This window comes from Methylobacterium sp. J-076 (assembly GCF_022829405.1).
Lineage (GTDB): Bacteria > Pseudomonadota > Alphaproteobacteria > Rhizobiales > Beijerinckiaceae > Methylobacterium.
In genome coordinates, this window is sequence record NZ_JAKSXW010000115.1 from 106608 (window position 1) to 125197 (window position 18590).

An 18590-nucleotide genomic window follows, 5' to 3' on the forward strand; every position below is an offset into this window, starting at 1 on the left:
GGGATTTGTAGGAGTTTATCGCGGCCGGGTGTGACATTCCGCCCGGGCCGATACCGGGCCGGCAAAGCATGTCGGGCGCGTGTTCCCATGCGCCGCCGCCTGTCTGGGCGAGACGGACCGAGCCCGGGCGTCGCCCTCTCCCGCGAGTCGTGCAGCTTCCCAGGAAGGCCGAGGCCCCATCGCCAGGGCCGGCACCCTCAGCGCCGGGTGTCCCGCTCCCGGTCCTCGCGGATGCTGCGGCGGACTGCCCGGAGGTGCCAGAGCCCGCCCCCGAGGGCGAGGGCGAAGACGAGGCCGATGTCGAGGGCTGCGAACAGCCGGTCGCTCACCGGGCGATGCTGGGGGGTACCGCCCCGTGGAGGGCCTCGCGCTCCCGCAGGCGCTCGATCAGGTCGAGGACATGGAGCACCCGGCCCCGCAGGTCCCACCAGGACGGGAGCCCGCCGGGGCTCCGCGGGGTCGGATGCGCCGACACGGCCGCGATGAGGAAGGCCGTCTGTGGCAGGGGCGGCATCGCGAAGCCGCGCATCGCCGGCCGGGGCAGCGCGGCGCCGAAGGCGTGGCCGAGCTTGGCGAGACCCCCGACCCGGGCCCGGCGGGTGACGCAATCGTAGCCGTTGCGCGCCACCTCGCGGCCGATCTGGGCGTAGATCCGGGAGGCGGCCCGAATCGCCGGACGGCAGCGTGGGGGCAGCGAGGCGATGCCCGCCTCGGCCCGGGCGTAGAGACGGTCCGCTTCGGCGAGCAGCCGGGCGACGATCCGCGAGAGTTCGGGCGAGGGGCGCGGATCGGCGAGGAACGCCGCCGCGTCGAGGCCCGCCTCGTCGATCCAGTCGCGGGGCAGGTAGAGGCGGCCCATCCGGGCATCCTCGCCGACGTCGCGGGCGATGTTGGTGAGCTGCATCGCCGCGCCGAGATCGGAGGCGCGGGCCAGGGCGTCGGCATCCCGCACGCCCATGACGAGGGCCATCATCACCCCCACCGACCCCGCGACCCGGGCGGCGTAGGCGTGCAGGTCGCCGATGGTCTGGTAGCGGCGGCCGTGGGCGTCCCATTCCAGCCCCTCGACCAGGGCCAGGGGAAGCGCCTCGGGGATGCTGTGGGCGGAGACGGTGGCGGCGAAGGCGCGGTCGGCGGCATCGTCGGCGGGCAGGCCGTCATAGGCCCGGCGGATGCGCTCACGCAGGCGGGCCACGGCGGCGACCCGCCCGCCCGCGTCGTCCGTGCCGTCCACGAGGTCGTCGGCGAGACGGCAGAAGGCGTAGAGTCCGTGGGCCGACCGGCGGACCGCCTGCGGCAGCAGCAGCCCCGCGGCGTGGAAACTCTTCGAGCCGGCACGGATCGCCGTGCGGCAGGCCGCGCGGTCGTCGGCGCGGATGGGTTCAGGCCGTGACACGGGCATCCGGCACCACGCGATCGAGAATTCGGGCGGAGGACAGCACGCCGGGTAAGCCGGCCCCTGGATGGGTGCCCGCTCCGACGAGGTAGAGGTTCGCGATCGCCGACCGGTTGTGCGGACGGAACCACGCCGACTGGGTCAGCACCGGCTCCAGGCCGAAGCCGGAGCCGCGGTAGCTCAGGAAGTCGTCCTGGAAATCCTGCGGGGTGGTGACGAAGCTCGTGACCAGCTCGGCCTCCAGGCCCGGCATCACGCTCTCCTCCAGCATCGCCGAGATCCGGCGGCGATACGGCTCGGCCAGCGCCGCCCAATCCTGCCCGCCCGCGAGGTTCGGGACGGGGGCGAGGACGTAGAAGCAGTCCTGTCCCGGCGGCGCGAGGCCTTCGTCCGTCGCCGTGGGGCGGTGGAGGTAGAGGCTCGCATCCTCCGCGAGCACCTTGCGCTCGAAGATGTCGGCGAGCAGTTCGCGGTAGCGCGGCCCGAGCAGGATCGTGTGGTGGGCCACGTCCGGGTAACGGCGGCGGGTGCCGAAGTACCAGACGAACAGCCCCATGGAGGAGCGTGACCGGCGCATCCGCCGGGGGCTCCAGCGCAGGGGCGCCGGCAGGAGGCGGCCCTGCGTCATCGCCGAATCGGCATTCGAGACCACGATGTCGGCGGGGATCGTCTCGCCCCCCGCGAGGCGCACCCCCGTGGCCGCCCCACCCTCGACGCGGATCTCCTCCACCTCGGCCCCGAGGCGCAGCCGGCCGCCCTGGCCGCGGATCAGCCGCACCAGCCCGTCCACCAGCCGGCCCGTACCGCCCATGACGAAATGTACGCCCCAGCGCCGTTCGAGGTCGGCGATCAGGCAATAGACCCCGCTCGCCCGGAACGGGTTGCCGCCGATCAACAGGGGGTGGAAGCTGAACACGGTGCGCAGCCGCTCGTCCCGGATGAAGCGGGCGACGACGGAATGCACGCTCCGATGGCCGGAGAGGCGCACGAGGTCGGGGGCGATTCGCAGCATCGCCTTCACCGAGCCGAAGGGCACGTCTCCGAGTTGCTCGAAGCCCAGCGCGCAAACCGCGCGGGCATGGGCCATGAACCGCTCGTAGCCGGCCACGTCCCCCGGGGAGAAACGGGCGACCTCGGCCCGCATCCGCTCCGGGTCGCCGCTGTAGTCGAAGGTCTCGCCGTCGCTGAACCGGATCCGGTAGAACGGGTCCATCGGCACCAGGGTGACGTCGTCCGCCATGCGCTTGCCGGCGAGCTGCCACAGCTCCTCGAACAGGAACGGCGCGGTGACGATGGTCGGCCCGGCGTCGAAGGTGAAGCCGTCCCGGCGGTGGACGCGGGCCCGGCCACCGGGCTGCGTCAGCCGCTCCAGCACCGTCACCCGGTACCCCCGCGCCCCGAGCCGCACGGCCGCCGCCAGCCCACCGAAGCCGGAGCCGATCACCACGGCGTGGGGCCGCGGATCGCCCGCCTCCCTCGACTCCGGTCTGGTCGCCAGTGTCAACATAACTTGACACTAGCCCGGCGATTTTCCGGGATGCAAGAGAGAAAATCCGGCCGCGGCCACGATGGCGCAGATGTGACGCTTTGGCATGGTCCTGGCAGCGGGCCTTGCCGGCCACGCGGGCCGTGCGGCATCGCCCCGGGCACGGTCGCCACGGCGAACGACGCGACGGGATGGATGGAATCAACATGACCGTGGACTTCCTCAGGCGGGCGATCGCGCAGGGGGCCGGGCGTGGCGAGGCCGACCTCGTGCTGAAGGGCGGGCGCTTCCTCGACCTCGTGACCGGCGACCTCGTCGCCTCCGACATCGCCCTGTGCGGCGACCGCATCGTCGGGACCTTCGGGCGGTATCGCGGCGCCCGGGAGATCGACATCGCCGGCAAGGTGGTCGTGCCGGGCTTCATCGACACGCATTTCCACGTCGAATCCTCGCTGATGCCGCCGCTGGAATTCGAACGGTGCGTGCTGCCCCGGGGCGTCACCACCGGCATCTGCGACCCGCACGAGATGGCCAACGTGCTGGGCACGCCGGCCTTCGGCTGGTTCCTCGCCTCGGCCGAGGCGACGGCGATGGACCTGCGGGTCCAGCTCTCCTCCTGCGTGCCGGCGGCGGCGCATCTCGAAACCTCCGGCGCCTGCATCGAGGCCGCCGACCTGCTGACCTTCGCGGATCACCCGAAGGTCCTGGGGCTGGCCGAGTTCATGAACTTCCCCGGCGTGCTCGCGGGCGATGCGGGCGCCCTCGCCAAGCTCGCGGCGTTCCAGGGGCGGCCCATCGACGGCCACGCCCCCCTCCTGCGGGGCGCCGCCCTCAACGGCTATCTCGCCGCCGGCATCCGCACGGAGCACGAGGCCACCACGGCGGAGGAGGCGCTGGAGAAGCTCTCCAAGGGCATGACGGTGCTGATCCGCGAGGGCTCGGTCTCGAAGGACCTGCATGCCCTGGCGCCGATCCTGACTGAGCGCACCGCGCCGTTCCTCGCCTTCTGCACCGACGACCGGAACCCCCTCGACATCGCCGAGGAAGGGCATCTCGACTTCGTGGTCCGCACGGCGATCCGCCTCGGCTGCCCGCCGCTGGCGGTCTACCGGGCGGTGTCCTGGTCGGCGGCGCGGGCCTTCGGCCTGCTCGACCGCGGCCTCGTCGCCCCCGGCCAGCGCGCCGACCTCGTCATCCTGGACGATCTCCTGGACTGCGCCGTCGCGGGCGTCGTCAGCGCCGGACGGGTGGTGGACGACGCCCTCTTCGCCGGCCGCGCCTGCGTGGCGCCCATCGGGCGGGCGAGCATCCGAAGCCGCCGGGTCACGCAGGCCGACTTCGCCGCGCCCGGCTCCGGCCCGGCGACGCCGGTGATCGGCGTGGTGCCGGGCAAGATCATCACCCTGCGCCACGACCTCTCCTTGCCCTACCGCGACGGCGAGCGGCGGATCGACCTCGATCAGGACGTGGTGAAGGTCGCGGTGGTGGAACGGCACGGGCGGACGCGGCCGGGCGAACGGGGCATCGGCGTCGCCTTCGTGAAGGGGTTCGGCCTCGTGCGCGGCGCCATCGCCTCCTCGGTCGGGCACGATTGCCACAACATCACCGTCGTCGGCGCCGACGAGGCAGACATGGCGGTCGCCGTCAACCGCCTCGCCGAGATCGAGGGTGGGTTCGTCGTCGCCGCGGGCGGGCACGTCCTGGCCGAGATCGCCCTGCCCCTGGCCGGGCTCATGAGCCTCCTGCCGCATCCCGAGATCGCCGCCTCGCTCCGCCGCCTGCGGGAGGCCGCGAAAAGCCTCGGCGTGGTGCTGCCGGAGCCGTTCCTTCAGGTCGCCTTCCTGCCCCTGCCGGTGATCCCGCACCTCAAGATCACCGACCGCGGCCTCGTGGACGTGGATCGGTTCGCACTCGTGGACCCGTGACCGTCGTGGAGGGCCGAGCCCAGCGCATGCCCGGTCTGCCGGATTTTAGATTGTGCGCAATCTATATTCTGGTTATCTGAGCGGCGTTGGCCATTTAAGGCGCACGGCCATTCTGCCGGGGAGATGACGATGTCTGTTGACGTGAAGTATCGCACCACCGCCACCGCCACCGGGGGCCGCGACGGCACCGCGAAGACCGAGGATGGCGCCCTCGCGGTGAAGCTCTCCACCCCGAAGGAGCTGGGCGGCGCCGGCGGTGAGGGCAACAACCCCGAGCAGCTCTTCGCTGCGGGCTACGCGGCCTGCTTCCTCGGCGCCATGAAGTTCGTGGCTCCGCAGCTTTCGCTGAAGGTGCCGAACGACACCACCGTGACCGCCAATGTCGGCATCGGCCCGCGCTCCGAGGGCGGCTTCGGCATCACCACCGACCTCAAGGTCAGCCTGCCGGGCCTCGACAAGGCCGACGCCGAGCGTCTCGTCGAGAAGGCGCACACCGTGTGCCCGTACTCGAACGCCACCCGCGGCAACGTCGATGTCGGCCTGACCGTCGCCTGACGCGCTCCCGCTGACGGCGAAAGCCCCCCCTTCCCGCCGGAAGGGGGGGGCTTTCGCCCGTCACGTCCTCACCGCTGCACCAGCGCCACCATCCCGCTGCCCTGCCGCTCGATCCGCCCGTCGAGTTCGAGCTCCAGCAGGATCGTCTGTACCGTCCGCACGGCGCACTCGGCGGCGCGGGCCAGCTCGTCCGTCGCCACCGGGCCCGGGCCGAGGAGGGCCAGGATGCGCGAGCGTTCATCGAGCGCCGGGGGCTCCGGCGCGGGGGGCGCGGTCACAGCCGGGTCGGCATCCCCGTCGAGGTCGAGCTCCTCCCAGAAATCGGCCCGTTCGGACAGGTCGGGCCGCGGGCGCGCCGGGGCCGCCTCAGGCACATCGCCGCGCTCGATGATCGGCCCGATCACGTCGAGGACGTGGGCCGCCTCCGCCACCAGAGTCGCCCCCTGGCGGATCAGGTCGTTGGTCCCCTCCGCCCGCGGGTCGAGGGGCGAGCCCGGCACGGCGAACACCTCCCGGTTCTGCTCCAGGGCGAAGCGGGCGGTGATGAGCGAGCCCGAGCGCCGCGCCGCCTCCACGATCACGCTGCCGTAGCTGAGGCCGGAGATGATCCGATTGCGGCGGGGGAAGTCCTGGCTGCGGGCCTGCCAGCCCATCGGCATTTCGGCGAGCACCGCCCCGCCCGCATCGAGGATCGCCGCCACGAGGGCGGCGTGGTTCGCGGGGTAGATCCGGTCCTGTCCGCCCGCCATCACCGCCACCGTCCCGGTGGCGAGGCTCGCCTTGTGGGCGCGGGCGTCGATGCCCCGGGCGAGGCCGGAGACGATGACGAGCCCCGCCTCCCCGAGGTCCCGGGCGAGGCGTTCCGTGAAGGCGCCGCCGGCTGCCGAGCTGTTGCGCGAACCGACGATCGCCACCGCCGGCCGGGAGAGGATCGCCGCGTCGCCGCGCAGGGCGACCAGGGGGGGCGCCGCCTCCGTGGCGCGCAGCAGCGCCGGGTAGGCGGCATCGCCCCAGCTCAGGAACCGGCCGCCGAGGCGGGCGAGGGCCGCGATCTCGTCCTCCGCCGCGGTGCGGCTCGAGGGGATCGCGGTGCGCCCCCGTCGCCGGGCGAGGTCCGGCAGGGCCTCTAGGGCCGCCGCCGCGCCGCCGAAGCGGTTGATCAGTTGCCGGAAGGTGCGGGGGCCCACGCCTTCGGTGCGGATCAGCCGGAGCCAGTCGAGGCGCTGGGCGTCGGAAAGGTCCATCGCCGCCTCACCCCTTCTGGCCGATGCGTCCTTCGGTGCCTGCCGCAAGGCGCTTGATGTTGGGGCTGTGCTTCCACCACAGGAGCGCGCCGAGGAGGACGAAGAGCAGCGCCACCGCCGGCAGGCCGAGCGCCCACAGGACGATGGGCGCCACCGCCGAGGCCGCCAGGGCCGACAGGGACGAGAACCGGAACGCGAAGGCGAGGCCGAGCCACACCACGGCGAAGGCGAGCAGCGCGAGGGGGCTGAAGGCGAGCAGCACGCCGATGAGCGTCGCGACGCCCTTGCCCCCCTTGAAGCCGAGCCAGACCGGGAACAGGTGCCCGAGGAACGCCCCGAGCCCCGCCGCCAGGGCCGGCCCTTCGCCGAGCTGCGCCGCGATCAGCACCGCAGCGGTGCCCTTCAGCGCATCCCCGAGCAGGGTCGCGAAGGCGAGCCCCTTGCGGCCGGTGCGCAGAACGTTGGTCGCGCCGATATTGCCCGAGCCGATCGCCCGCACGTCGCCGAGGCCGGCGATGCGGGTGAAGATCAGGCCGAAGGGAATCGCGCCGAGGGCGTAGCCGATGCCGAGCCCGGCGAGGGAGGGCAGCGTGGCGAGGTCGGCGGGGCTCATGCGGCGGCGGCCCAGGCATCGACCGCATGGACGATCCGGCCGCCGACCAACGTCAGCACCGCCGCGCCCTGAAGGCGCGCCTCGTCGAAGGGCGAGTTCTTGGAGCGGGACTTCAGCCGCCGCTTGTCGAGGAGGTAGGGCAAGTCCGGATCGATCAGCACGAGGTCGGCCGGGGCGCCGATCGACAGCCGGCCCGAGGGCTTGCCGAGGAGGGCGGCCGGTTTGACGGTGAGCGCCGCGAGGAGGCGCGCGAGGGTGATGTCGCCGGTGTGGACGAGGCGCATGGAGGCGCCGAGCAGCGTCTCGATGCCCAGAGCCCCGTCCGCCGCCTCGGCGAAGGGCAGGCGCTTGGTGTCGGCATCCTGCGGGTTGTGATCGGAGACGACCACGTCGATCACCCCCGCCGCCAGGGCCGCCACCACGGCCTGCCGGTCGGCCTCGTCGCGCAGCGGCGGCGAGAGGCGGCAGAAGGTGCGGTAATGGCCGATGTCGTTCTCGTTGAGCACGAGGTTGTTCACCGAGACGCCGCAGGTGACGGGAAGCCCGTCCTCCTTCGCCCGCCGGACGATCTCCACCGAATCGGCACAGGAGATCATCGCCGCGTGGTAGCGGGCGCCGGTCAGCCGCACGAGGCGGATGTCGCGCTCCAGCATCACCGTCTCGGCCTCCCGGGGCACGCCCATCAGGCCGAGGCGCGAGGCGAGCTCGCCCTCGTTCATCACCCCCTCGGCGGCGAGGCTCGGCTCCTCCACGTGCTGCATGATGAGGGCGCCGAAATCGCGGGCGTAGGTCAGGGCCCGGCGCATCACCTGCGCGTCGGCCACCGCCCGCAGGCCATCGGTGAAGGCCACCGCGCCGGCCTCCTGCAGCAGGCCGAACTCGGTCATCTCCCGGCCGCCGAGGCCCTTGGTGATCGCGGCGGCGGGCAGGACGTTGACGCAGGCCGTATCCCGCGCCCGGCGCAGGACGAAGTCCACGATGGCCGGGCCGTCCATGATCGGGTTGGTGTCCGGCATGCACACCAGGGTGGTCACCCCCCCGGCGGCGGCGGCGGCGCTGGCCGAGGCCAGGGTTTCCCGGTGCTCGGCGCCCGGCTCGCCCACGAAGGCGCGCAGGTCGATGAGCCCCGGCGCCAGCACATGCCCGGCACAGTCGATCCGCGTCGCCCCCGCAGGGGCGCCGGGCGCCGCGCCCTCGGCGATGCCGGCGATCAGGCCATCGCGCACCAGGATCGCGCCGGGCCGTTCCGCGCCGCTCGACGGGTCGAGCAACGTCGCGTTGGCGAGGAGGAGGTCGGTCACAGGCGCGGCTCCGCGGGGGCATCGAGGCGCATGGCGAGGCCGGCGGCGGCCATATGCGCCTTGGCCTCGCCGATGGTGGCTTGGCCGAAATGGAAGATCGAGGCGGCGAGCACGGCGCTCGCCCCGCCCTCGGCGACACCCGCCACGAGATCATCGAGCCCGCCGACGCCGCCGGAGGCGATCACCGGCACGCCCACCGCGTCCGAGATCGCCCGCGTCAGCGCGAGGTCGTAGCCGGAGCGGGTGCCGTCCCGGTCCATCGAGGTCACGAGCAGCTCTCCCGCGCCCTTCTCCGCCACGAGACGGGCGAAGGCGATGGCGTCGATCCCGGTCGGATCCCGCCCGCCATGGGTGAAGATCTCCCACCGGGCCGCCTCGCCGGGCGCCGACACCCGCTTCGCATCGATGGCGACCACGATGCACTGCGCGCCGAACTTCTCCGCCGCGCGGGCCACGAGGTCCGGGTCCTTCACGGCGGCGGTGTTGATCGCGACCTTGTCCGCCCCCGCGAGGAGGAGCGCCCGCACGTCCTCGACGGCGCGCACCCCGCCGCCGACGGTGAGCGGCATGAAGCAGGCCTCCGCGGTGCGGCTCACCACATCCAGCAGCGTGCCCCGGGCCTCCCGGCTCGCGGTGATGTCGAGGAAGCAGAGTTCGTCCGCGCCGGCCGCGTCGTAGGCCTTGGCCGCCTCCACCGGGTCCCCGGCATCGCGCAGGCCCTCGAAGCGCACGCCCTTCACGACGCGCCCGTCCTTCACGTCGAGGCAGGGGATGATGCGGGTCTTGAGCACGGCGTGGTCCGATCGTCGTTCAGGCGTCGGCGTCGATCGCGAACGGGCGGTTCATGATCTCATCCAGGGAGTAGGGGCAGGTTTCCGGAAAGACATGGAGTGGGAGCCCCGTCTCACCATAGGCCTCCAGTCGAGCTCGGCGGTAAGCCTTCGTGAGCGCCTCGTCCAGGCGCCCCTTCAGGCCCGGGCTCTCCTCCCACTCGTCCGTGACATGCTCGCGATGTGTCGCGATGGAGACGACCCAGCTTCGGCTGCGCAGTGCCGGCTGGTGATCGAACTTCAGCATGTGCAGCAGCACGACCCGCAACGCGCTCACCAGACTGGCGAACTGGCTTCTGCCCAAGCTCTCGATCTCCTCGGCCAGATTCCCCAGGTCGAGGCCGTCGAGCTTGCCCGCCCGCAGGCGCGCGCCCTGCTCCTGGGTCCAGGTGTAGAAATCCTCGTCGTACCCGGCCGCCTTGGCCTGCGGCCGGGCCGCCGCCTTCCCTGCGCTCATCGCAACCTCCCGGAGCGATCCCTGCGCGGACAACCTATCACGACGCCGCGGGTCGCGCCGCCGCGATCGCCGCCAGCGCCGCGATCGGGTCGATCCGCCCGTCGTACAGGGCACGGCCGGTGATGGCCCCGGCGATCAGGGCGCAATCGGGTTCGAGCAGGCGGTGGACGTCGTCGATGGAGGCGAGGCCGCCCGAGGCGATCACCGGCACGGCGACGGCCTCGGCGAGCGCCAGGGTCATCTCGACGTTGAGGCCCTTGAGGATGCCGTCGCGGGCGATGTCCGTGTAGACGATGGCCGCCACCCCGGCATCCTCGAACCGGCGCCCGAGCTCCTCGGCGGTCATGCTCGAGGTCTGCGCCCAGCCCTCGACGGCGACCCGGCCGTCTTTGGCGTCGATGCCCACGGCGACCTTGCCGGGATGGAGACGGGCCGCCTCCCGCACGAATTCCGGATCGCGCACCGCGGCCGTGCCGATGATGACCCGGGCGACGCCCTTGGCGAGCCAGCCCTCCAGGGTCTTCATGTCCCGGATGCCGCCGCCGAGCTGGAGCGGCACGTCCACCGTGGCGAGGATCGAATCCACCGCCGCGGCGTTGCGCGGCGCGCCGGCGAACGCGCCGTCGAGGTCGACCACGTGCAGCCAGGAGAAGCCCTGGCCGGCGAAGATCGCCGCCTGGGCCGCGGGGTCGTCGCCGAAGACGGTCGCCCGGTCCATGTCCCCCTGGACGAGGCGGACGCAGCGCCCGCCCTTCAGGTCGATTGCGGGATACAGGATCACCCGGTTGTCTTTCTGCTGTGTCCTTCGGCGCCGCTCAGGGGCGCCAGCGGAGGAAGTTGGCGATGAGGGCGAGGCCGAGCTGCTGGCTCTTCTCGGGGTGGAACTGCGTGCCGGCGACGTTGTCGCGCGCCACCGCCGCCGTGACCGGCCCGCCATACTCGGCGCGCATCACGGTGTCCCCGGGCCGCTCCGGCACCAGGGCGAAGCTGTGCACGAAATAGGCGTGCAGGCCGCCCTCCCCGGTCGGGATGCCCTCGAACAGGGCATGGGGGCGGGCGGCGCGCAGGGTGTTCCAGCCCATATGCGGCACCTTCAGCGCCGGATCGGACGGGCGGATCGGCTCGACATCGCCGGGGATCCAGCCGAGCCCCGGCGTCTCGGCATATTCGAGCCCGCGGCTCGCCAGGAGCTGCATGCCGACGCAGATCCCGAGGAACGGCCTGCCGTCGCGCTTCACCGCGCCGATCATCGCCTCCACCATGCCGGGGACGGCATCGAGCCCGGCCCGGCAATCCGCGTAGGCGCCGACGCCGGGCAGGACGATCCGGTCCGCCGCGGCGACGGTGTCCGGATCGGCGGTGAGGGTGATGCGGGTGCCGTCGAGCCCGGCCTCGCGGGCCGCCCGCTCGAAGGCCTTGACCGCCGAATGCAGGTTGCCCGAACCGTAATCGATGATGGCGACGCTCTGTCCGGTCATGCCCGATCCCACGCCGTCACCGGCCGCCCCCCTGGGCCGGGAACAGCCCGATCACCGGTTCGCCCCGCCGCACGGCCCCGCCCGGGAAGGGCGGCCGCGGCGGCGGCGGAAGGGTCGAGGTGTCCAGCCACCGGGCCAGCGCCTTCGCCTCGGCCTCGGCGGCGTCGCGGGCCACCACCGCGTCGCGGGCCGGCCAGCCCCGTCGGGTGAGGGTCCAGCGCTGCAGGCTCCCGGCCTCGAGGCCCACCAGCACGCAGGCCAGCAGGGCGATGGCCGCCCCCGCCGCCCGCGGCAGGCCGAGGGCGTAGCCGGAGAACGCCACCAGCAGGAGGCCGGCGAGCACGATCAGCGCCGCGGCCCAGAGCCGGTGGAACAGGAACCACAGGACGCTGAAGGCGAAGGCCGGCCAGGAGAAGCCGTCCGGAACGAGCTTGGCCCGGTCCAGGGCATCGGCCTCGCCGGGGCGGGCCTCCGGCGGCAGGTGGAGGGTGTAGCTGCGCAGGCGCATGGGGCTTCCCTTACAGCGTGCCCTTCGTGGACGGCACCCGGCCGTCCTCCCGGGGATCGACCGCGACGGCATTCCGCAAGGCGCGGGCCAGCCCCTTGAAGCAGCTCTCGGCGATGTGGTGGGCGTTCTCGCCGTAGAGGGTCTCGACGTGCAGGGTCAGCCCGGCATTCATGGCGAAGGCCTGGAACCACTCCCGCACCAGCTCGGTGTCGAACTGGCCGATCTTCTCGACGCGGAACTGCGTGCGGAACACGAGGAACGGCCGGCCGGAAATATCGACGCAGACCCGCGTCAGGGCCTCGTCCATCGGCAGGTGGATGTCGGCGTAGCGCGTCACCCCGCGCTTGTCGCCGAGCGCCCTGGCGAAGGCCTGCCCCAGGGCGATGCCGCAATCCTCGGCGGAATGGTGCTGATCGACGTGTAGGTCGCCCGCCACCTTGACCTCGATATCGAACAGGGCGTGCCGGGCGAGGAGCTCCAGCATGTGGTCGAGGAAGCCGATGCCGGTGGCGATGCTGGCCCGGCCGGTGCCGTCGAGGGCGACGCTCACCGAGACGTCGGTCTCCGCGGTCTTCCGGCTGATGCTCGCGCTGCGCATGTCTTCTGGGTTTTCGTGTTGTCGGCGGAACGGCCGCCGGTGGCTTCTAGAGCACGATGCGCGAAAGGGGAACGAGCGGCCTCAACCGGCCAGCACCCGCCCGGCCACGGCGTCGAGCTTGGCGAGGAGGGACGGGTCCCGGACGGCGGGCGCCGTCATGATCGCCCCGTCGAGGGCCCGGTGCGAGCCCACCGGACATTCCTCCCGCTCCGCCGGGAAGTCGCGGGCGAGCCGTGAGACCAGCCGGGCGGCCTTGTCCGCGTTGGCCCGGGCCACCGCGATCACCGCCGCGACATCCACCGCGTCGTGGCCGGGGTGCCAGCAATCGTAGTCGGTTACCATGGCGATGGTGGCGTAGGTGATCTCCGCCTCCCGGGCGAGCTTGGCCTCGGGCATGTTGGTCATGCCGATCACGTCGAAGCCCTGGGCCTTGTAGGCGCGGGATTCCGCCAGCGACGAGAATTGCGGCCCTTCCATGCAGACGTAGGTGCCGCCCCGGTGGACGTGGATCTCCTCGGCCTTGGCCGCCGCGGCGATGCGCGCCTGCAGGTTCGGGCCGACCGGGTGGGCCAGGGAGACATGGGCGACGCAGCCGTCGCCGAAGAAGGACGAGGCGCGCCCGTGGGTCCGGTCCACGAATTGGTCGACGAGGGCGAACAGGCCGGGGTGAAGCTCATCGCGGAACGAGCCGCAGGCCGAGAGCGACACGATGTCGGTGACGCCGAGGCGCTTCATCGCGTCGATATTCGCGCGGTAGTTGATGCCGGAGGGCGAGAAGCGATGGCCGCGCCCGTGACGGGCGAGGAACACCACCTTGGTGGTGCCGATCCGCCCGACCCGGAGGGCGTCGGAGGGCTCGCCCCAGGGGGAGGCGACGCGCTCCTCGCGCACATCCTCCAGGCCCGGCAGGTCGTAGACCCCGGATCCGCCCATCACCCCGAGTACCGCTGCGGTCATGCCGGATGCCCTGTCCCCTCGACAGTGCTGCGGTAGCACGCCCCTGCCGGCCAAAAAAGACGGGCCTCCCCGAGGGGAGGCCCGCTGCGCTGTGCATCGTCCCGGCGGCGTCGCACGCGCGACGCGGACGGCTCACCAGGTCTTGTGCAGTTCCGGCTGGAGGCCGTGGACCTCGCCGCCGACATCGGCCCAGATCTTCTTCTTCACATAGTAGAGCAGGCCGGACAGGATGATGAGGAACAGGATCACCCGGAAACCCAGGGCCTTGCGGTCCATCATGTGCGGCTCGGCGGCCCACATCAGGAAGGCCGAGACGTCCTTGCCGTACTGGTCCACCGTCTCCGGTGCCACCGGCTGGCCCTTGTCGTCCTTCGCGTAGGTCACCTGCCCGTCCGAGAGGGGCGGCGGCATCGCGATGATGTGGCCAGGATAGTACAGGTTGTAATATCCCCCCTCAGGCATCTGGAAGTCCTTGGGCGCATCCCTGTAGCCGTTCAGGAGGCCGTGGATGTAGTCGGGCCCCTGCTCCGAGTAGCCGACGAAGGGCAGCCAATCGTAGAGGAAGGTCAGGTTGCCGCGGGAGAAGGTCCGCGCCTTGGCGATCACCGAGAAGTCCGGCGGGGCCTTGCCGCCGTTGGCCGCCGCCGCGGCCTGGTCGTTCGGGAAGGGCGCGGGGAAGGCGTCCGCCGGGCGGCCGGGCCGCTCAAACATGTCGCCCGAATCGTTGGGGCCGTCCTTGACCTGATAGGTGGCAGCCAGGGCCTTCACCTGTGAGGCGGAGAAGTCCGGCCCCCCCTCCTGCGCGAGGTTGCGGAAGGAGACGAGCTTCATCGAATGGCAGTTGGAGCAGACTTCCTTGTAGACTTGGAAGCCGCGCTGGAGCTGCGCCGTGTCGAACCGGCCGAACATGCCGGCGAAGCTCCAGTGGACCCGCGGCGGGATCGGCCCGCCATGGGCATCCTCGGCCCGCGCGGGCGCGCCGAGGAGAAGGGCCGCGACCGCGGCGGCGAGGGTGGTGGAGAGAACGCGCGTCATGGCCATCTGAGTCAGTCGTCCCTCAGCCCTTGACCTGCGGGGCGGCGGCGACGCCGGCCGGCATGCCCGCCCCGGAGACCTGCTTGCCCGGCCCGGTCACGCTCTCGAGGATCGATCCGGGAAGGGGCTTGGGAGTCTCGAACAGGCCGCAGAGCGGCATCACGATCAGGAAGTGCGCGAAGTAGTAGGCGGTGCAGACCTGCGCGGCCAGGACGTAGCCTCCCTCGGGGGGCTGCGAGCCGAGCCAGCCGAGGACGAGGGCCACGCCCAGGAACACCCACATGAACTGCCGGTAGATCGGCCGGTAGTTGCAGGAGCGGATCCGCGACGTGTCGAGCCAGGGCGCGAAGGCCAGGATGATCACCGCCGAGAACATCAGGATGACGCCGCCGAGCTTGCTCGGGACCGCCCGGAGGATCGCGTAGAACGGCAGGAAATACCATTCCGGAACGATGTGGGCGGGCGTCACCGCCGGGTTCGCCTGGATGTAGTTGTCCGCATGGCCGAGGTAGTTCGGCATGAAGAACAGGAACCAGGAGAACAGGATCATGAACACGATCGTCGCGAACGCGTCCTTCACCGTGGCGTAGGGGGTGAAGGGCACCGCGTCCTTGCCCGACTTGATCGGGATGCCGGCCGGGTTGTTCTGCCCCGTGACGTGCAGCGCCCAGACGTGCAGGACGACGACGCCCGCGATCATCCAGGGCAGGAGGTAGTGCAGGGAGAAGAACCGGTTCACGGTGGGGTTGCCCACCGAGTAGCCGCCCCAGAGCAGGCTCTGGATCGTGTCGCCCACCACCGGGATCGCCGCCAGGATGTTGGTGATGACGGTGGCGCCCCAGAAGCTCATCTGGCCCCACGGCAGCGTGTAGCCGAGGAAGGCGGTGGCCATCATCAGCAGGTAGATCACCACGCCGAGGATGTAGAGCACCTCACGCGGCGCCTTGTACGACCCGTAATACAGCGCCCGGAACATGTGGACGTAGACCGCCACGAAGAACATCGAGGCGCCGTTGGCGTGCGCGTAGCGCAGGAGCCACCCGTAGTTCACGTCGCGCATGATCTTCTCGACGGAGGTGAAGGCCCCCGTCGCGGACGGCTCGTAATGCATCGCCAGCCAGACGCCGGTGATGATCTGGATGCCGAGGAAGGCGGCGAGGATCGCGCCGAAGGTCCAGAAGTAGTTCAGGTTCCGGGGAACCGGATACGCGATGAACGACGAATGGACGAGGCCGACGATCGGCAGCCGCGATTCGAACCACTTCGCGACGCGGCTCTTCGGGACGTAGGTGCTGGCGGTTCCGCTCATCTCTGGCTCTTCCCTCAGGCCTCGCCCTTGCCGCCGGCCGGTTCGCCGATGCGGATCTTCGTGTCCGACTGAAAGGCGTAGGGCGGGATCGGCAGGTTGATCGGCGCGGGCCCATGGCGGACACGGCCGACGGCATCGAACTGGGACCCGTGACACGGGCAGGCCCAGCCCTCGAAATTGCCCTGGTGGCCGATCGGCACGCAGCCCAGATGGGTGCAGTTGCCGTAGACCACGAGCCACTGGTCGTGGCCGTCCTTCACCCGCGTGCCGAAGGCGGCGGGATCGATCATCTCCGGAAGAGGCACCGCGCGCATGTCGCCGACCTCCTTCGCGGTCAGCTTGCGCACGAAGATCAGCTTGCCGCGCCAGAAGACGTTGACGATCTGTCCGTCCTGGATCGGCGAGAGATCGACCTCGATCGGTGCGCCCGCGGCGATCACCTCCGCGTCGGGGGCCATCGAGGAGACGAACGGCCACGCCACGGCGCCCACGCCGACCGCGAGGCCGGCCCCGGTGGCCAGGAACAGGAAGTCACGACGGTTGCCGTCGTGGGACGCGTCGGCGGGAGCGGCGGTCGAGTTCGCCAAGGGCTCAGCACTCCGAGGGCGCGGGTCGCGGGGACGGGTCCGCCAGGGGGCGGCCGCCGCGACCACAGCATTATGGTTCTAAACTGAGCAATGCGACCGGCCGTCGCTTCGAGTCAAGCCGGTCGGACGAATGGCCAAGCTGTTCCCGTGAGAGAGTGAGCGATCTGTGACAGCGCCGCCCGGCGGAACCCCTGCAAAGCTGGCTATCCGCTCATGAATGAAGACATATCGCCCTTGATGGCCGAAGCGGGGAAACGGAAGACAAATGTTAGTCGGACGTTAAGCGCAACACTCGCATGATAATTCAAAATCCGGGCAAGCGAAGCTGAGGTGTCTGCGTGTCGATCTTTGGGAACAGCCTTCGGTCCATCGGCGCGAAATTAACTATAGCCATGCTGGGCATCTCGCTGGGATCGGCGGCGGTGGTGGGCGCGGTGAGTTACCGCGCCCAGACGTCGGCGAGCGACGCCGCGATCGGCGAGAGCCTTCTCACGCGCTACAACGTGGTCTCGGAGGCCATGGCCGAGCAGGGCCAGCGCGCGATGGCGACCGCCATCGCCATCGCCAACGACGACCGGGTGGCCGAGGCCTTCGGGCGGGGCGACCGGGCGGAACTGCTCGCGCGGATGGCCCCGATCGTCCCGGCTCTGAAGAAGCTCGATCTCGGCCTCATCAGCTTCCAGGGCGCCGACGGGCGCAACGTCGCCCGGTCCCACACCCCGACAAGTTCGGCGACGACGTACTGGGCCGCCGGGCGATGATTCGCGAGGTGATCCAGACGCGCGCCCCGCTGGTGGGCATCGAGCCCGGCCGGGCGAGCATCAGCATCTTCGCGGCCGTGCCGACCATGGTGGAGGGCCGCTTCGTGGGCGTGACCGATGTGGGCGCCGCGCTGGGGGAGGAGTTCCTCGCCGCGCTCAAACACCGGACGGGGGTGGACATCGCCATGCACCTCGTCGGCGACGCGGGGCTGGAGACCCTCGGCGCCACCTTCACGCAGCGGACCCTGCTGTCGCCGGAGGAGATGCGCGCCGCCCTCACCGGGCCGAGCGCTCTGCGGTGGGGCGAGATCGACGGGCGCCCCTTCGCCGTCCTCGCCGCCCCCCTGCGGAACTATTCCGGCCGGGCCATCGGCACGGTGGAGATCGCCCTCGACGTCACGGATCTCCTGGCCGCCCGCAACCACTCGCTCCTCGTCCTCCTCGCCGGGCTGCTCGCGGTGGGCACCGGCAGCGTCGCGGCGGCCTACGCCCTGTCCCGGCACATCGGACGGCCGGTGGCGGCCCTGAACGCGGCGATGGGCGAGATCGCCGCCGGCACCCTCGACAAGGTGGTCCCCTCCCTCGGCCGGGCCGACGCCATCGGCGACATGGCCCGCTCCGTGGCCTACTTCCGCGACGGCCTCGCCCGGCAGCGCCTGATGGAGGCGGAGAAGGAGGCCGATTCCCTCGGCAAGATGCGGCAGGCCGAGCGGATGAGCACCCTCATCCACGGGTTCGAGGGCACGGTGGGGGCGATCGTCGGCATCGTCTCCTCCGCCGCCACCGAGCTTCAGGCGACCGCGCAGCAGCTCTCCCACTCCGCCGACGAGACGGCGGCCCAGGCCGAGGCGGTGGCCACCGCCGCCAAGCAGGCGGGGGCCAACGTCACCTCCGTGGCGGGGGCCGCCGAGGAACTCGGCGCGTCGGTTCAGGAGATCGCCCGGCAGGTGGACCACTCCCTCACCCAGTCCACCAACGCGGTCGCGGAGACGCGGGCCTCGGCGGCGACGGTGACGGAACTGAAGGAGGCGGTCGGCCGGATCGACGAGATCGTCGCCCTCATCGCCGGCATCGCCTCGCAGACGAACCTCCTCGCCCTCAACGCCACCATCGAGGCGGCCCGGGCGGGCGAAGCCGGGCGCGGCTTCGCGGTGGTCGCCTCGGAGGTGAAGGCCCTCGCCAGCCAGACGAGCCGGGCCACCGCCGAGATCTCGGCGCAGATCGCGGGCATCCAGTCCACCACGGCGCGGGCCGCCACCGGCATCGGCGGCGTCGTGGCTACGATCAACGAGATCAACCGGGCGGCCTCGGCCATCGCCTCGGCGGTGGACCAGCAGGGCGCCGCCACCCGCGAGATCGTCTCGGCAGTGAGCCAAGCCTCGGAGGGCACCTCGGAGGTCGGGGCCAGCATCGCCGTGGTCTCCCACGCCGTCGCCGGCACGGGGGCGGCGGCGGGGCAGGTCTTCGCCGCCTCGGAGGAGCTCGCCCGGCAGGCCGAAGCCCTGCGCGCCGAGGTCGAGGGCTTCCTGCACGGGGTCCGGGCGGCCTGA

19 protein-coding genes and 1 pseudogene are annotated in these 18590 nt (G+C 71.7%); 4 read left to right on the top strand and 16 right to left on the bottom strand.

The annotated features are described in order from the left end of the window. Positions 1-197: 197 nt before the first annotated feature. From MKK53_RS25400 to MKK53_RS10795, 3 genes are read right to left on the bottom strand one after another with little or no spacing between them, the layout of a single operon-like run. Positions 198-329, bottom strand: coding sequence for a hypothetical protein (locus MKK53_RS25400; RefSeq protein ID WP_279598965.1), 132 nt, complete (start codon positions 327-329; stop codon positions 198-200). Continuing rightward, positions 326-1402, bottom strand: a complete 1077-nt coding sequence (locus MKK53_RS10790) for a phytoene/squalene synthase family protein (RefSeq protein ID WP_243928693.1) — start codon at positions 1400-1402, stop codon at positions 326-328. The genes MKK53_RS25400 and MKK53_RS10790 overlap by 4 nt, the downstream gene beginning before the upstream one ends. Beyond that, positions 1383-2903, bottom strand: a complete 1521-nt coding sequence (locus MKK53_RS10795; RefSeq protein WP_243928694.1) for a phytoene desaturase — start codon at positions 2901-2903, stop codon at positions 1383-1385. Before MKK53_RS10795 ends, MKK53_RS10790 begins: the two co-directional genes overlap by 20 nt. A gap of 185 nt (positions 2904-3088) precedes the next feature. On the opposite strand from MKK53_RS10795, the gene ade reads away from it, so the two are divergent. Continuing rightward, entirely contained in the window at positions 3089-4807 is a 1719-nt protein-coding gene (gene ade / locus MKK53_RS10800) for an adenine deaminase (RefSeq protein WP_243928695.1), read from the top strand. A 129-nt stretch (positions 4808-4936) separates the two neighbouring features. After that, complete coding sequence (locus MKK53_RS10805) at positions 4937-5362, top strand: organic hydroperoxide resistance protein (protein ID WP_243928696.1); 426 nt, start codon at positions 4937-4939, stop codon at positions 5360-5362. A 68-nt stretch (positions 5363-5430) separates the two neighbouring features. On the opposite strand, the gene dprA is transcribed toward MKK53_RS10805, so the two are convergent. The 13 genes from dprA to petA form a co-directional block, all read right to left on the bottom strand. Next, positions 5431-6606, bottom strand: a complete 1176-nt coding sequence (dprA, locus tag MKK53_RS10810; RefSeq protein WP_243928697.1) for a DNA-processing protein DprA — start codon at positions 6604-6606, stop codon at positions 5431-5433. Positions 6607-6613: 7 nt separating this feature from the next. Further along, the gene (gene plsY, locus MKK53_RS10815) at positions 6614-7219 is read right to left on the bottom strand and encodes a glycerol-3-phosphate 1-O-acyltransferase PlsY (RefSeq protein ID WP_243928698.1); all 606 of its coding nucleotides are present in this window, start codon (positions 7217-7219) and stop codon (positions 6614-6616) included. After that, the gene (locus MKK53_RS10820; protein ID WP_243928699.1) at positions 7216-8520 is read right to left on the bottom strand and encodes a dihydroorotase; all 1305 of its coding nucleotides are present in this window, start codon (positions 8518-8520) and stop codon (positions 7216-7218) included. Before MKK53_RS10820 ends, plsY begins: the two co-directional genes overlap by 4 nt. Next, positions 8517-9311 (bottom strand): imidazole glycerol phosphate synthase subunit HisF, encoded by a 795-nt coding sequence (gene hisF, locus MKK53_RS10825; protein WP_243928700.1) that lies wholly within the window; start codon positions 9309-9311, stop codon positions 8517-8519. Before hisF ends, MKK53_RS10820 begins: the two co-directional genes overlap by 4 nt. A gap of 19 nt (positions 9312-9330) precedes the next feature. Next, on the bottom strand, positions 9331-9807 hold the full coding sequence (locus tag MKK53_RS10830; RefSeq protein WP_243928701.1) for a DUF29 domain-containing protein: 477 nt from the start codon (positions 9805-9807) through the stop codon (positions 9331-9333). A gap of 37 nt (positions 9808-9844) precedes the next feature. Then, the gene (gene hisA, locus MKK53_RS10835) at positions 9845-10588 is read right to left on the bottom strand and encodes a 1-(5-phosphoribosyl)-5-[(5-phosphoribosylamino)methylideneamino]imidazole-4-carboxamide isomerase (RefSeq protein ID WP_243928702.1); all 744 of its coding nucleotides are present in this window, start codon (positions 10586-10588) and stop codon (positions 9845-9847) included. Between the two features lie 34 nt (positions 10589-10622). Further along, the gene (gene hisH, locus MKK53_RS10840; protein WP_243928703.1) at positions 10623-11285 is read right to left on the bottom strand and encodes an imidazole glycerol phosphate synthase subunit HisH; all 663 of its coding nucleotides are present in this window, start codon (positions 11283-11285) and stop codon (positions 10623-10625) included. Between the two features lie 16 nt (positions 11286-11301). Next, the gene (locus MKK53_RS10845; RefSeq protein WP_243928704.1) at positions 11302-11793 is read right to left on the bottom strand and encodes a DUF2628 domain-containing protein; all 492 of its coding nucleotides are present in this window, start codon (positions 11791-11793) and stop codon (positions 11302-11304) included. A gap of 10 nt (positions 11794-11803) precedes the next feature. After that, entirely contained in the window at positions 11804-12391 is a 588-nt protein-coding gene (hisB, locus tag MKK53_RS10850; protein ID WP_243928705.1) for an imidazoleglycerol-phosphate dehydratase HisB, read from the bottom strand. Between the two features lie 81 nt (positions 12392-12472). Next, positions 12473-13348, bottom strand: a complete 876-nt coding sequence (locus tag MKK53_RS10855) for an S-methyl-5'-thioadenosine phosphorylase (protein WP_243928706.1) — start codon at positions 13346-13348, stop codon at positions 12473-12475. Between the two features lie 132 nt (positions 13349-13480). Continuing rightward, the gene (locus tag MKK53_RS10860; protein WP_243928707.1) at positions 13481-14389 is read right to left on the bottom strand and encodes a cytochrome c1; all 909 of its coding nucleotides are present in this window, start codon (positions 14387-14389) and stop codon (positions 13481-13483) included. A 16-nt stretch (positions 14390-14405) separates the two neighbouring features. Continuing rightward, complete coding sequence (locus MKK53_RS10865) at positions 14406-15692, bottom strand: cytochrome b (protein ID WP_243928708.1); 1287 nt, start codon at positions 15690-15692, stop codon at positions 14406-14408. 14 nt (positions 15693-15706) lie between these two features. After that, the gene (petA, locus tag MKK53_RS10870) at positions 15707-16279 is read right to left on the bottom strand and encodes a ubiquinol-cytochrome c reductase iron-sulfur subunit (protein WP_243928709.1); all 573 of its coding nucleotides are present in this window, start codon (positions 16277-16279) and stop codon (positions 15707-15709) included. A 518-nt stretch (positions 16280-16797) separates the two neighbouring features. On the opposite strand from petA, the pseudogene MKK53_RS10875 reads away from it, so the two are divergent. Both MKK53_RS10875 and MKK53_RS10880 read left to right on the top strand, forming a co-directional pair. Further along, positions 16798-17387, top strand: a pseudogene (locus MKK53_RS10875) (cache domain-containing protein); the annotation flags it as partial. Positions 17388-17753: 366 nt separating this feature from the next. Continuing rightward, positions 17754-18590: a methyl-accepting chemotaxis protein gene (locus MKK53_RS10880; protein ID WP_243928753.1), complete on the top strand. Its 837-nt coding sequence runs from the start codon at positions 17754-17756 to the stop codon at positions 18588-18590.

Coding starts and splice junctions, on each gene's coding strand:
- MKK53_RS10865 (WP_243928708.1), bottom strand. CDS start 15,692: ATGAGCGGAACCGCCAGCACCTACGTCCCGAAGAGCCGCGTCGCGAAG.
- dprA (WP_243928697.1), bottom strand. CDS start 6,606: ATGGACCTTTCCGACGCCCAGCGCCTCGACTGGCTCCGGCTGATCCGC.
- MKK53_RS10860 (WP_243928707.1), bottom strand. CDS start 14,389: ATGGCCATGACGCGCGTTCTCTCCACCACCCTCGCCGCCGCGGTCGCG.
- ade (WP_243928695.1), top strand. CDS start 3,089: ATGACCGTGGACTTCCTCAGGCGGGCGATCGCGCAGGGGGCCGGGCGT.
- MKK53_RS10790 (WP_243928693.1), bottom strand. CDS start 1,402: ATGCCCGTGTCACGGCCTGAACCCATCCGCGCCGACGACCGCGCGGCC.
- MKK53_RS10845 (WP_243928704.1), bottom strand. CDS start 11,793: ATGCGCCTGCGCAGCTACACCCTCCACCTGCCGCCGGAGGCCCGCCCC.
- plsY (WP_243928698.1), bottom strand. CDS start 7,219: ATGAGCCCCGCCGACCTCGCCACGCTGCCCTCCCTCGCCGGGCTCGGC.
- MKK53_RS10855 (WP_243928706.1), bottom strand. CDS start 13,348: ATGACCGCAGCGGTACTCGGGGTGATGGGCGGATCCGGGGTCTACGAC.
- MKK53_RS10880 (WP_243928753.1), top strand. CDS start 17,754: ATGAGCACCCTCATCCACGGGTTCGAGGGCACGGTGGGGGCGATCGTC.
- hisB (WP_243928705.1), bottom strand. CDS start 12,391: ATGCGCAGCGCGAGCATCAGCCGGAAGACCGCGGAGACCGACGTCTCG.
- MKK53_RS10805 (WP_243928696.1), top strand. CDS start 4,937: ATGTCTGTTGACGTGAAGTATCGCACCACCGCCACCGCCACCGGGGGC.
- MKK53_RS10830 (WP_243928701.1), bottom strand. CDS start 9,807: ATGAGCGCAGGGAAGGCGGCGGCCCGGCCGCAGGCCAAGGCGGCCGGG.
- MKK53_RS10795 (WP_243928694.1), bottom strand. CDS start 2,903: ATGTTGACACTGGCGACCAGACCGGAGTCGAGGGAGGCGGGCGATCCG.
- hisH (WP_243928703.1), bottom strand. CDS start 11,285: ATGACCGGACAGAGCGTCGCCATCATCGATTACGGTTCGGGCAACCTG.